Source organism: Bradyrhizobium acaciae (assembly GCF_020889785.1).
Classification (GTDB): Bacteria; Pseudomonadota; Alphaproteobacteria; order Rhizobiales; family Xanthobacteraceae; genus Bradyrhizobium; species Bradyrhizobium acaciae.
On sequence record NZ_JACMYK010000037.1, the window covers coordinates 1 to 12,648 of the forward strand.

The 12,648-nt window shown below is 63.4% G+C and carries 9 protein-coding genes, 1 tRNA gene and 1 pseudogene; 2 read left to right on the top strand and 9 right to left on the bottom strand.

All coding sequences use genetic code 11. The annotated features are described in order from the left end of the window. The 5 genes and pseudogenes from H8A92_RS16875 to H8A92_RS16895 all read right to left on the bottom strand — a co-directional run. A pseudogene (locus H8A92_RS16875) lies at positions 1-183 on the bottom strand (LPS export ABC transporter ATP-binding protein); the annotation flags it as partial. A 317-nt stretch (positions 184-500) separates the two neighbouring features. Beyond that, a complete protein-coding gene (locus H8A92_RS16880) occupies positions 501-1,172 on the bottom strand; it encodes an LptA/OstA family protein (protein WP_229196833.1) in 672 nt (223 codons plus the stop codon). 26 nt (positions 1,173-1,198) lie between these two features. Further along, on the bottom strand, positions 1,199-1,936 hold the full coding sequence (locus tag H8A92_RS16885) for an LptA/OstA family protein (protein WP_420831332.1): 738 nt from the start codon (positions 1,934-1,936) through the stop codon (positions 1,199-1,201). Next, positions 1,933-2,670: an LPS export ABC transporter periplasmic protein LptC gene (gene lptC, locus H8A92_RS16890; RefSeq protein WP_229196835.1), complete on the bottom strand. Its 738-nt coding sequence runs from the start codon at positions 2,668-2,670 to the stop codon at positions 1,933-1,935. The genes H8A92_RS16885 and lptC overlap by 4 nt, the downstream gene beginning before the upstream one ends. A gap of 182 nt (positions 2,671-2,852) precedes the next feature. Continuing rightward, on the bottom strand, positions 2,853-3,467 hold the full coding sequence (locus H8A92_RS16895; protein ID WP_229196836.1) for a ribonuclease H-like domain-containing protein: 615 nt from the start codon (positions 3,465-3,467) through the stop codon (positions 2,853-2,855). 367 nt (positions 3,468-3,834) lie between these two features. Between H8A92_RS16895 and H8A92_RS16900 the strand changes: the two genes are divergently transcribed. After that, positions 3,835-5,103 (top strand): MFS transporter, encoded by a 1,269-nt coding sequence (locus H8A92_RS16900; RefSeq protein ID WP_229196837.1) that lies wholly within the window; start codon positions 3,835-3,837, stop codon positions 5,101-5,103. Between the two features lie 624 nt (positions 5,104-5,727). Here the strand turns inward: H8A92_RS16900 and H8A92_RS16905 are convergent. From H8A92_RS16905 to H8A92_RS16915, 3 genes are all read right to left on the bottom strand, one after another. Next, on the bottom strand, positions 5,728-8,868 hold the full coding sequence (locus H8A92_RS16905) for an efflux RND transporter permease subunit (protein ID WP_229196838.1): 3,141 nt from the start codon (positions 8,866-8,868) through the stop codon (positions 5,728-5,730). Then, positions 8,861-9,877, bottom strand: a complete 1,017-nt coding sequence (locus H8A92_RS16910) for an efflux RND transporter periplasmic adaptor subunit (RefSeq protein ID WP_229196839.1) — start codon at positions 9,875-9,877, stop codon at positions 8,861-8,863. The genes H8A92_RS16905 and H8A92_RS16910 overlap by 8 nt, the downstream gene beginning before the upstream one ends. 455 nt (positions 9,878-10,332) lie before the next feature. Continuing rightward, positions 10,333-10,419, bottom strand: a tRNA-Leu gene (locus tag H8A92_RS16915). 147 nt (positions 10,420-10,566) lie between these two features. On the opposite strand from H8A92_RS16915, the gene H8A92_RS16920 reads away from it, so the two are divergent. Beyond that, entirely contained in the window at positions 10,567-11,535 is a 969-nt protein-coding gene (locus H8A92_RS16920) for a complex I NDUFA9 subunit family protein (protein ID WP_229196840.1), read from the top strand. Positions 11,536-11,586: 51 nt separating this feature from the next. Here H8A92_RS16920 and H8A92_RS16925 read toward each other — a convergent pair whose 3' ends face one another. Beyond that, positions 11,587-12,393 carry an undecaprenyl-diphosphate phosphatase gene (locus H8A92_RS16925; protein ID WP_229196841.1) on the bottom strand — a complete coding sequence of 269 codons (807 nt, stop codon included), beginning with the start codon at positions 12,391-12,393 and terminating at the stop codon, positions 11,587-11,589. Between the last annotated feature and the right edge of the window lie 255 nt (positions 12,394-12,648).

A 12,648-nucleotide genomic window follows, 5' to 3' on the forward strand; every position in this document is an offset into this window, starting at 1 on the left:
GGACCGCGGCAGCTCGACGCCGGGGACCGGGGCGGCGCGCGCCATCGGCGGCGCGTCACGCACCGGAGACGTCAGCATCTCGCCGAATTGGTCGCCGAGCGCCGTGATGTCGTCATGCGCGCGCGCAAATCCGGAACTGCGCTTCGCAGGACGCCGCCGGAACATGCCGAGAAAATCCACCATCCCCGCTTCGCTTCAGCCTTTCACGGTGATCCCGCGACTTTGCCTGCGGACCAATCGATTCGCATGCGAAGGCGCAAGCATGAGCCGGAAAACTGAACACCGGCCTTCCCTCGCAACAAAAGCGGACGCGTTTGCGCGGAGATCATGCTCAAACAACACGGCAAAGCACGATCCCTCGCGCCTTGAATGAATGGATGCCCCTCCGGCCACCATGACTCCCCTCGAGGCGCATCGTTCGGCCGGACCGCAGCAGTAGATACAGTCTCGTCCCGCGCGCTTCAACCTCGCGGCCGCAAAATATTATCTAATGCATTGATTTATCTTGATTTTGATGGCTTGGCCGAAGCTGACGGGGAGCTTACGGGGTTCGGCACGGCCGGCGCGCCACCACAGCCCTGTCCCTGAACCATCAACACCTGCACCTTTCCGCTGTCGGATTCGACCCGCGAGACGCCGGTCGTCATATCGACACGCAGACGATCGCCGCGCACCACGTTCTGGCATTGGGTCAGCACCACGCCGCCGAGCATGGTGATCAAATTGGTCCTGGTGTCGAAAATCGCGGTCTCGCCGGTGACGATCTGATCCTTCTGGATCACGACGACATTGCCCCTCGCCTCCAGCCGCTTGATCGATGAACTGCCGCCGGGGCCGGGTGTCGCCGATGGCATCGGCGTGCCCTTCGGTCCGTTCTCGGCCGCTGAGCGGGCCGTCGGCTGAGCGGATTTGTCCTCGTAGAATGCGACCAGCGTCTTCGACGTCATCGTGGTGTCGCCCTGCACCACTTTCACGCTGCCCGAAAAAGTCGCCTGCTTCTTCCGGTCACGCATTTCGAGCACGGCGGACTCGATCCGGACCGGCTGGTCGCGATTCTGCGCGAAGCCCTGCATGGCGTTGTTGGGCACTGACGCGCTACCCTGTCCATACGCATGGTCGAGCGTCGTCGCAGCGAGGATGGCGAGAACTGCGGTGCGCGACGGAAGCGTCATCATGGCCTTCCTCGCACGAGGGATCGTTATTTCGACTTGCTACCCGGAAGCAGTTGAAGCGGTGACGGGGCCGCTGGGGCTGCGCCCGGGGCGGCTGGCGTTCCGCAGCCACCCTTGCCGGTCTGTCCGCCCTGCGACTGGATGAACAGGCCCTGCACCTTGCCGTTGTCGGATTCGACCCGCGAGACGCCGGTGGTCATGTCGACCAGCAGGCGGTCGCCGCGCAGCACGTTCTGGCACTGGGTCAGCACCACCTGTCCGCCGCCGCCACCGATCATGGTGATCAAATTGGTCTTGGTGTCGAAGATCGCGGTCTCGCCGGTGACGACCTGGTCCTTCTGGGTCACGACGACGTTGCCCTTCGCCTCGAGCCGCTTGATCGACGACGCGCCGCCGGGGCCGGGCGTCGCCGATTGCATCGGCGCGCCCTTGGCGGCCGCGGCCTTGGTGCCGCTCGGGGCGGGCGCCGGCGTCTGGGTCGACTTGTCCTCGTAGAACACGACCAGTGTTTTCGACGTCATGGTGGTGTCGCCCTGCACGACCTTCACATTGCCGGCGAAGGTCGCCTCCTTCTTCTTGTCGCGCATTTCGAGCGAGGCGGCCTCGATCTGAATCGGCTGGTCGCGGTTCTGCGAAAAGCCCTGCATGGCGTTGGGAACGCCGCTCATCGAGCCCTGCGCGGACGCGGCACTCACCGCGAACAGCGCGAGCAGAAAGACCGCAATTGCCGTGCCGTGCGGAAAACGTCTCATCATCAAAATCATTTCGTGTTGGCGGACTTGCGCGCTTTCGGCGGCGCCGGAGGAGGAGGTGGCGGTGGTGCGGGCTCGGCCGGCGGGTTAGCATCGTTGTCGCCGAGCTTGTCGAGATTCATCACGACATTTCCTTCGAAGCGCACAAGCTCGCCACTGTTGTAGATCCTGAGCCTGTCTGATGTCAGCGTGCCCTGGAGCAGCTTGACGTCGACATGCTCGTCCGACGACACGTTGCCCTTGTTGATGTCGACGAGGGCCTGCGTCAGCTTCGCCTCATAGCCGGTCGACGACTGCAGGAAGATATCCTGGCGTAGATCGAGCAGCTGCTTCTTGTTGTCGAAGAAGCCGGTCCGTGCATCCATCGTCACTGTCGACTGATCCTGCTGCGCTACCTTGGCGCGGATCGTCTTCAGCTCGACATGGTCGGGATCGGTGATGTCCTGGATCGCGGCCTTGGCCCACATTTCATAGGGCCGCCCGTCGGCGGAGAAGCCGGCGATGTGCGGCGATTCCATCGTGATCTTGGTGCCTGACACCACGAGGTTGTCCATCTCGACCGGCAGCTTGGGGATCAATTCGCGGAATGGATTGTAGACCGAGACGAAGATGATCGAGGCCATCGCCAGCCCGACCATCGCGGGCACGGCGACGCGCAGGATCCGCACCATGCGGCTGTGCCGCGCGGCGGCGGCAAAGCGCGCCTCGAGGCCTGTGACATAGGCTGGATTCTGAACCGAATTCACCTGAGCTCCAGAGGCACGAAACTGCCCCTATTCTAGCCGGAGCCGCCCGAATATGCAGCCCGAACCTCCGTCGCGCCGCCCCAAGCCGACTTCAAGCCGGACCACGCGTGAACAGTTTGGCCGAAACGGGGCGAAACCGCCCCCGCCGCGACGAATTCGGCGCCCATCAAGAATGGACGAAATCATGAATGAGCGAAAATGTCCTCGGCCTCCCAGCCGTCGAGATCGAGCCTGGCGCGCGTCGGCAGGAAGTCAAAGCACGCTTGAGCGAGATCGGTCCGCCCTTCGCGCGCGAGCATCACATTCAGCTTGTCGCGCAGCGCATGCAGGTGCAGCACGTCGGACGCGGCGTAGGCGAGCTGGGCCTCGCTGAGGCCTTGCGCGCCCCAGTCGCTCGACTGCTGCTGCTTCGACAGCTCGACGTTCAGCACCTCGCGCACCAGGTCCTTCAGGCCGTGGCGGTCGGTGTAGGTGCGCGACAGGCGCGAGGCGATCTTGGTGCAATAGACCGGCGCCGGCATCACGCCGAAGGTGTTGTAGAGCACCGCGACGTCGAACCGTGCGAAGTGGAAGATCTTGGTGACCTTAGGGTTCGCGAGCAGCGCCTTCAGGTTCGGCGAGTCGGTGTGACCCTTCGGAATCTGGATCACGTCGGCGGTGCCGTCGCCGTTCGACATCTGCACCACGCAGAGCCGGTCACGATGCGGATGCAGACCCATGGTCTCGGTGTCGATCGCCACTGAATCGGTGTAGCGGGAGAGATCGGGCAGGTCGCCGCGATGCAGGCGGATGGTCATGAAATAAGGCCTCAGGTCTTGGATCGATTCGACAGGCGACACTAGCCCCCATCCGCCCGGGATGCGAGCGGATAGACGGGTCTCCGGGCCGCTCAGCCCGGGGTTTCGGCCCGCGCTCCGGCCACATACAGACACGATGGCCCGGCTTCGTACAACCTCTGTTGCATTTGGATCACGCTGCAATTCAACCGATCAGCGGTGGGATGTTCGGCGGCCGCACGGTGCCCATATGGAGAAGTGGACATCTCGGGGCCTTGATCACACTTCCGCGCTTTTTTTGCGCATCCGCGCCGATGAAATCCACGAACGGCGCCCCTATCTGTGCCCAGCCGCTCGCACGTTCTACTCATCGTCAGAAATGAGCCTCATGTCGGAACAGACCATCGCCGCGCCGATCGACGACGCCCAACAGGAACGCGGCTTTTCGCGCTATCAAACGTTCCTGATCGCGCTGCTGGCGTTCACGCAATTCACCCTGATCCTCGACTTCATCATCATGTCGCCGCTCGGCGCGATCCTGATGCCGTCGCTCGACATCACCGCCGGGCAGTTCGGCGTCGCGGTTTCGGCCTATGCGTTCGCGGCGGGCATTTCCGGCATCCTCGCCGCCGGCTTTGCCGATCGCTTCGACCGCAAGCGGATGCTGCTGTTCTTCTATGTCGGCTTCACGTTCGGCACCGTGCTGTGCGCACTGGCGCAGAATTTCCACGTGCTGCTGCTCGGTCGCATCGTCACCGGCCTGTTCGGCGGCGTGATCGGCTCCGTCGTGCTCGCGATCGTCACCGACCTGTTTCCGCTGCAGCTGCGCGGCCGGGTGATGGGCTTCATCCAGACCGCGTTCGCCGCAAGCCAGGTGCTCGGCGTGCCCGCCGGACTTTTCCTGGCCAATCACTGGAACTGGCACATCTGCTTCGTCGCCATCGTCGGCCTGTCGCTCGCGGCGATCGCCACCATCGCGCTCGTCATGGAGCCGGTCGACGGGCACCTCAAACTGCAGCACGACCGCAATCCGTTCCAGCATCTGATCGCAACCGTAGCGCAGCCCCGCTACACGCTCGCCTTCATGGTGACGACGCTGCTCGCGACCGGCGGCTTCATGCTGATGCCGTTCGGCAGCGCCTTCACCGTGCACAATCTCGGCATCGACATCGTCCATCTGCCGACAATCTATCTCGTCTCCGGCCTGTTCAGCATCCTGATGGGGCCGCTGGTCGGCCGCGCCAGCGATGCGTTCGGCAAATATCCGACCTTCATCTTCGGCTGCGTGGTGTCGGCCATCATGGTGCTGATCTACACCCATCTCGGCCACGTCTCGCTGCTGACCGCGATCGTCGTCAATGTGCTGATGTTCGTCGGCATCTTCTCGCGCATGATCCCGTCCCAGGCGCTGATGTCGGCGATCCCCGACGCCAGCCAGCGCGGCTCGTTCAGCGCAATCAGCGCGTCGGTGCAGCAGCTCTCGGGCGGGTTGGGCTCGGTGGTTGCAGCCGCGATCGTCGCGGAGAATCCGGACGGCTCGCTGCTGCATTTCGACCGCATCGGCTACGTCGTCGTGGCGAGCTCAATGATCTCGATGATCGCGATGTACTTCGTGCAGAAGCCGATCGCCCGCCGCGCCGGCCGGCGGGTCGTGTGAGGACGCAAGAAAGGACTAGATCGCCTCTTTGTAGCAAAGTCCCAACCTGGTCGGAGCGCTGATGTGACGGAGCAGAGCGACGCGAACTGCGCAGAAGCGAATAGCCCACGTCGGTTCGATGTCGAGCTGTTCGTTATCCACCCAATGTGGGACCCGACGGACATCAGTAGCGCGCTTGGGTTGGAACCGCACTTCGCGCACCGGGTGGGCGACCTCCGGAAGACTCCGACGGGCACCCCTCTCCCGGGAAACTACCCGGACACGCGTTGGAGACACTGCATCCGGTACGATGTCAGAAACCAATGGTTCGCCGCAGAGGTGACGAACTTTGTCGATTGACTTGAGCCGCATCGGGCTTTCTTGACCAAACTCCGATCGACCGGTGGGCGGGCGTGCCTAGTCATTCAATTTCTCGGAGACGGATACTTTGGAGACGAGCTGCCGGTAGCTACCCTGGCGAAGCTGGTCGATCTTGGGCTTGCTCTTGCGATTGAAAGTTTCGCTGACCCACAGTCATGATTCCGAACCGGAGCACGGTCTATCCTCCTCCGCCCAATGATCGCTGGAGGCCAGCCCGGCCGCCCGGATTTCCAGTCCTCAGCTTGCCCAATGCCGCGACGCTGGTCACAAGGCCGACCTATGTCCGCCATCGAACCGCGCGTATCTCAACGCAAGAGTCGGCAATACCAGCAGGTTCAGGGCCATCGAGGTCAAGAGCCCGCCGAGGATCACGACCGCCATGGGCCCCTCGATCTCCCGTCCGGGCTCGCCCGCGCCGAGCGCAAGCGGCAGCAAGCCGAGGCCGGTGACCAGCGACGTCATCAGGATCGGAACGAGGCGGTCGGCCGCGCCCGTTATCGCGGTTGCGGCGGTCCACGCCCTGCCCTCGGCGACGACGAGATGTTCATAATGCGAGATCATCAGGATGGAATTGCGCAGCGTGATCCCGAACAAGGTGACGAAGCCGACCACCGATCCCAGCGAAAGCAGGCCGCCGGTCAACGCCACGGCGAACACGCCTCCGACGAATGCGAACGGCAGGTTGATCAAGATGAGCAGAAGATTGCGCCAATGACCGGTCACCACTGCAAGCAGGAGGACAATGCCGATCCCCGCCATCGCCGAGTTCACCAGAAGATCACGTCGCGACTGGGCCTGCGCCTCGGCCGCCCCTGCAAACTCGAGGTGTGCACCGGGCGGCAGTTTCACTTCTCGCGCCAACTTCCGCTTCGCGGCGGCGACGAACGATTCGAGATCGCGGCCGCTCACATTCGCGGTGACGGTCTGCGCGCGCTGCGCGTCGCGACGGATCACCTGATACCGACCGGAGGTTTCGTAGACGTCGGCGACCTGCTTGAGGAAAATATAGGCCCCGCTCGGCGTGCGCAGGGGCAGATCACCGATCTGCGTGAGCCGTGCGCGGGCCTGGACGTCGAGGATGACGGTCACATTGAAGACCACGTTACCCTCATAGCCCTGACCGACCACGTCGCCCTGATAGGCGGTACGGATCAGCTCAAGAACCTCGACCGCATCGAGACCCCAGCGCTGCAGATCGGCGGGCCGCAGGGTCACATTGACCTGAGGCATTCCCGGCGGGGATTGTTGCTGCACATCGATCGCTCCGCGGACTTCCCCGAGCTCCCGGGCGACGTCGCGCGCCGCGTTGTCCAGCGAATCGAGATCCGTACCGTAGATGTTCACAGCGACCGCGGCGCTGAACCCGGATACCGTCTCCTCGATGCGCTCCGTCAGATAGGTTTTGCTCGAAAACGCGACGCCGGGAAACGTCTCGAGGGCCGCTCGCATCAGCTTCTCGGTCTTCTCCTGCTCGGAACCCGAGAGCCCGGGGGCCAGATCGACTTCGAACTCGCTGTAGTGCGGCCCGAGCGCGTCGATGCCGGCCTCGGCACGGCCCGCGTGCTGTGCGACGGTGCGCACACCGGGGACCGCTTTGAGCGCCTCGGTCATGAGCTTGCCGATCCGCAGCGACTCGTCGAGCGCCGTGCCGGGAACCATGGTGACGTGCAGAATCAGGTGACCTTCCCTCAACTCGGGCAGGAAAGTTCCGCCGAAGAACGGCACCAATGCAGCTCCAGCAAGCGTCAGAGCCACCGCGGTCGTCATCACCAGCTTCGGATACTGTTCGATGCAGCCGAGCATCGCCTCATAGTGACGGCGAGACCAGCGCACCAGAGGCGGTTCACGCTGCTCCTTGCGACTGGCACGCTCACCCAGCAACAGCATCGCGAGAGCAGGCGTCACGGTGAGCGCGACCACGAGCGATGCGAACACGGCGAAGATATACGCGACGGCCAGGGGCCCGAACAGACGACCGGCGACCCCGGATAATCCGAGGATCGGGAAAAACACCAGCAGCACCGCAAATGTTGCGTACACAACGGCGGTCCGAACTTCCAGAATTGCGTCAAGCACCACGCGGGCTGTGGGCTGCGGATCCCCGAGCCGCGCATTCTCCCGCAATCGACGCACGACATTCTCAACCCCGATCACGGCATCATCGACCACCTCCCCGATCGCGATCGCAAGTCCGCCCAAGGTCATTGTGTTGAGCGACTCGCCTGCCCACTGAAGCGCCAGCACCGCCGCAATCAGCGAAAGCGGAATGGCGGTGCAGCTGATCACCGACGTTCGCCAGTCGAACAGAAAAAGGAACAGGATGACGATCACCAGCGCGCCGCCGATGAACAGCGCGTTCAGGACGCTCGCGGTGGCCGTATCGATGAAGTTGGCGGGCCGAAACAGGTCGTCGTGAAGCGCAACCTGTTCGGCCTCAAGCGCGGGGCGGAGTTCATTCAGCGCGGCTTCGACACGCCGCGTCACCTCGCGGGTGTTCGCACCGTATTGCTGGCTGATCATGAGCATCACGCCCGGGTCGCCGTTGATGAGGGCCGCGCCGATCGGCGGTTCCGGCGCAGTCGCAACGGTCGCCACATCGCCAAGCACGACGCTGGCGCCGCCTTCGTGCAGCAGCACCGTACGCGCCAGCTGTTCGGGTGTGAGAGACTGGCCTTGAGTCTGCAACGTGATGCGCTGGTTGGCCGTGTCGATGAAGCCTGCACCGCGGACGCCGGTGGCCTTTCGCGCGGCGGCCAGGACGTCGTTCATGCCAACCCTGAACCGGATCAGATCGTCGGGACGGACCTGCACTTGCAGCGATCTCACATCCCTGCCGTAGGTCGAGACCTGCGCGACACCGGGTACCGCGAGCAGGCGCCTGCTCAGGGTCCAATCCGCAATGGTGCGCAAGTCCATCAATGAGCGCGCCCTGGACGTCAGGCCGATCACCAGCACCGTACCGGCCGTTGGAGTCAGTGGCGTCATGGACGGCGCCTGCACGCCCTGCGGAAGACGACCAGCGACCACCGCCAACCGCTCCGTGACCAACTGACGCGCACGGTAAATGTCGCTGCCAGGGCGGAACACCACGGTGATGACCGAGAGGCCTTGAATCGAAGTGGATCTCATACTGTCCACGCCGGCCAATCCATTGATCGATGTCTCGACCGGCTGCGTGACCAGAATCTCGACTTGCTCCGGACTGAGGCCGGGCGCTTCGGTCTGAATTGTGACCTGCGGTGACGCGAATTCGGGAAAGACGCCGTACTTGGCGTTGCCCAGCGCCAATACGCCATAGCCAAGCAGCACACAGGCAAGCGCAAGGACAATTCCCCGGAAGCGAATCGCAAAGGAGACCAGAGCGGCCTGCGGCCCGACCGCGCCCGAACGCGACGCGTCAGTCATTGTCACCGCTGCCCTGAAGCACGCTCTTGGCCTCTTCGGACAACAGCACTTGCGCGCCGCGGATCACGACCTCAGACCGGGGAGGCAGCCCACGCACGACATAGTCATCGTCCGAGACCGGCTGGTCCGTATTGATCGGATACCGCTTGAAAGTATCGGGCCCGGTGCGAAGGTAAACCCAGGAGCGGCCTTGCCAGCGCACAATGGCGGTGTCTTCAACGAAGACACCTTCGTATGTCTTCCCGGATGGCACGTAAGCAATCGCGTTCATTCCCGGAAGCAGGCCGCTGTCGCCAGGCGCCGTAAAGAAGTAGCTCAGTCCCTGAATGCGCGGCTCGGTTCGCGTCGCCGGCGACAGATATTGCAGTTCGATATTTGCGTTGCCTGTCGGCGCCTGCGCGAGCGCCGTGCGCGGCAGCTGCGCCAGGATCTCGCCCGGCGGCAACGTGACCTGGACCAGAAAGTTGTCGCGCTCGATCAACTTCACCACTGCCGGCGAGCGCTCGACGATGCCCTTGCCGATCACCGAGCCCCACTCCTGCTGCGCCGTCGCGGCAAGTGTCTTGACCTGCGATTCCGCCGCAGCAATCGAGGCCTGGTCGGTCCGGAACGCACCTTCGGCAGCCTCTGCTTCCTTCTTGGGGAGCGCGGCCGATTGGACCAGATTCTTCGTGCGCTCATAAGCGCTCTTGGCGACGTCGAATTTGGCCTGCGCCGTCTGAAGCTGCGCCTGCGCGTTGGCGTAGCCGTTGGTCAGCTCGGTGATGCGGGCGATATCGAGGACCGCACCATACGCTCTGATCTGCTCGGAATGTAAGGCGGCCTCCAGAACCGCCGTTTCCAGTCCGATCTGCCTTTGCTGGTCGGCCGAGAGCTTGACGACGGCGAGCTGATTTTCATCCGCGTCGGTGGTCGGGCGGGCGCCGGACTGCAGCTGCGGTGATTCCTTGCGCTCCGACTCCCCCATGACCCGTCCGGGCACCAGGACAGGCCCGATCAGGCAGGCCATCACGGCCGCATGTCCGAGCAATCGTATCGCCGAAGTGTTGCCCATCTGGAGTTCAGGTCCCCATCCTTCGCCGCAGCCGCTTGTCGCTTGCCTCAACCCTGGTCAGCGAAGTCCACCGATCGGTTGGAGGCACGATACTCCTCCAGGGAACTCCGACTGTAGCCGGGAAATCTATTCCGATCTCTCGACCAAGTGCACGCGCCGCGCGCGGTCGTACCTGCCCGGCTCTCGAATTGTCGCTGCGATGGTGAATCGCGAGCTAGACGACGGCCGGAAGCTGTCCGAGGACGCGGGTTCATGCCACCGCGCCTGGATTATCGGCCGGTGTCGTCAGTCATCGATGGGAATGAGGAGAATCAGGCTGGGCAGCGGCCTCACCGCATGCTCGGTCTTGCGCACAAGCGAGCCACGCAAGTTCCCCGTAACCTAGCGATTTCAATCGCTTGGAAAGGGGATGGTGCCCAGGAAAGGACTCGAACCTTCACGGCCGTTAAGCCACTGGCACCTGAAGCCAGCGCGTCTACCAATTCCGCCACCTGGGCATGTGGAGCGGCTTAGTAAGGATCGGTTACGCGCTTGTCAAATTCGCGAGTGGAAATTCAAATAGCCTGTACAGGATTGGGCTGATGGCGTATCGCCAAACCACTAACTCCCCCGAATAGTTCTCGAATCCGGCAGGAATGGACCTCATGGCATCGAACCTCGAAACGCTCGTCACGGTATTCGGCGGATCGGGTTTTCTGGGACGGAATGTGGTCCGGGCGCTCTGCAAGCGCGATTACCGTGTGCGAGTCGCGGTGCGGCGGCCTGAACTGGCCGGCCATCTGCAGCCGCTCGGCCGCGTCGGCCAGATTCATGCCGTCCAGGCCAATGTTCGCTACCCGGCCTCGGTCGAGGCGGCGATGCGTGATTCGCATATCGCCATCAATCTGGTCGGCATTCTGGCCGAAGGCGGCGGGCAGACGTTTGATGCGGTGCAGGTGAAGGGTGCCGAGACCATCGCCAGGGCGGCGGCCGCCAACGGCGCCCGCATGGTCCATGTCTCGGCGATCGGCGCCGACGAGAATTCGCTGTCGGGCTATTTCCGCGCCAAGGCCGAAGGTGAGAAGGCAGTACGGGCGGCCTTGCCGTCGGCCACCATCATGCGGCCGTCGCTGCTGTTCGGGCCCGAGGATCAGTTCACCAACCGCTTTGCGGCGCTGGCGCGGATGTCGCCGGTGCTGCCGCTGGTCGGCGGCGGGGTCAACACGGTGCAGCCGGCCTATGTCGCTGACGTCGCCGACGCCGTGGCGGATGCCGTCGACGGCAAGGCGAAGGGCGGCGCAACCTACGAGCTCGGCGGCCCGGAAGTGCTGACCATGCGCGAGATCATGGAGATCATCCTTCGGATCACCCAGCGCGATCGCATGCTGGCGCCGCTGCCGTTCAGCCTCGCCAAGCTCCAGTCGTATGTCCTGCAATTCGCCCCGGGTCCCTTCACACTGACCCCGGACCAGGTCGCGATGCTGCGCACGGACAACGTGGTGTCCGACGCCGCCAAGGCTGCCGGCCTGACCTTCGCGGGCCTCGGCATTGCGCCCGATTCGATGGAAGCAATCGCCCCGCAATATCTCTGGCGCTTCCGCGCGACCGGGCAGTTCCAGAAGAAGAGCGCGTGAGTCGATCCACTCGTCGTCTCTGCGAAGCAGGGACGACAGCGGAGAATGCCTTTACCTTCCCATCGCCAGCGCGATCAGGCCGAGGGTGCCGACGATCACGCGCCACCAGGCAAAGAACGTGAAGCCGTGGCGGGTGACGTAGTTGAGGAAGGTCTTCACCACGATCATCGCGACGATGAAGGAGACCACGAAGCCGACCGCGATGACGCTGAGACCGTCGGACGTGAAGTCGGCGCGGTTCTTGTAGAAATCATAGGCGAACGCGCCGACCATGGTCGGGATCGCAAGGAAGAACGAGAACTCCGCCGCCGAGCGCTTGTCGGCGCCGAGCAGCATCGCCGCCACGATGCTGGCGCCGGAGCGCGACACGCCGGGGATCATCGCCAGGCACTGCGCGACGCCGATCCAGAAATACATCAGCAGCGGGAACCGGGTCGCATCGTCCTCGTAGACTTTGAGATCGAGCTGATCGACCCAGAGCAGGACGGCGCCGCCGACGATCAGCGTGAAGCAGACTACCCACGGATTGAACAGGAATTCCTTGATGTATTTGCCGGCGATCAGGCCGATCACGACCGCGGGCAGGAACGCGACAAGCACGCCGATCACAAAACGGCGGTCGTCGGGATTGGAGAACATGCCGAGCGCGACGCGCCACAATTTGAAGAAGTAGAGCGCGAGGATCGCGAGGATCGCACCGAGCTGAATCAGGATCGCGAAGCTCTTCCAGAAATTGCCCTCACCGAGATTGAAGAAGCGCTCCGCGAGCAGCAGGTGGCCTGTCGAAGAGACCGGCAGGAACTCGGTGACGCCCTCGACGATGCCGAGAATCACCGCCCGCAGCATATCCGTCATCATGATCTGATCTGCCCTGTGTGGAAAACCGAATTCTTCTCGCTTATTCGCACATAGGCCGCAATCGCAAAGAATCGTCAAACAATGGGTTACCCGGCCGATTTGCTGGGCTATAGCGTTTTTGTGACCCGCACCGTCTGCGGGGGGTGGCTACCGGTTTGTGTGCCGACGCGACATAGAGACGAGCGGAACTGTCCTGGCCAAATTGCAGGTCAGGTCACACAGGTTGATGGTTTCTTAAGCGCCACGAAATTACCA

What these genes read in the sequence shown, in the direction of transcription:
- H8A92_RS16885 (WP_420831332.1), bottom strand. Translation starts at nt 1,936, where the DNA reads ATGATTTTGATGATGAGACGTTTTCCGCACGGCACGGCAATTGCGGTC.
- H8A92_RS16900 (WP_229196837.1), top strand. Translation starts at nt 3,835, where the DNA reads ATGTCGGAACAGACCATCGCCGCGCCGATCGACGACGCCCAACAGGAA.
- H8A92_RS16905 (WP_229196838.1), bottom strand. Translation starts at nt 8,868, where the DNA reads ATGACTGACGCGTCGCGTTCGGGCGCGGTCGGGCCGCAGGCCGCTCTG.
- H8A92_RS16910 (WP_229196839.1), bottom strand. Translation starts at nt 9,877, where the DNA reads ATGGCCTGCCTGATCGGGCCTGTCCTGGTGCCCGGACGGGTCATGGGG.
- H8A92_RS16920 (WP_229196840.1), top strand. Translation starts at nt 10,567, where the DNA reads ATGGCATCGAACCTCGAAACGCTCGTCACGGTATTCGGCGGATCGGGT.
- H8A92_RS16895 (WP_229196836.1), bottom strand. Translation starts at nt 3,467, where the DNA reads ATGACCATCCGCCTGCATCGCGGCGACCTGCCCGATCTCTCCCGCTAC.
- H8A92_RS16925 (WP_229196841.1), bottom strand. Translation starts at nt 12,393, where the DNA reads ATGATGACGGATATGCTGCGGGCGGTGATTCTCGGCATCGTCGAGGGC.
- H8A92_RS16880 (WP_229196833.1), bottom strand. Translation starts at nt 1,172, where the DNA reads ATGACGCTTCCGTCGCGCACCGCAGTTCTCGCCATCCTCGCTGCGACG.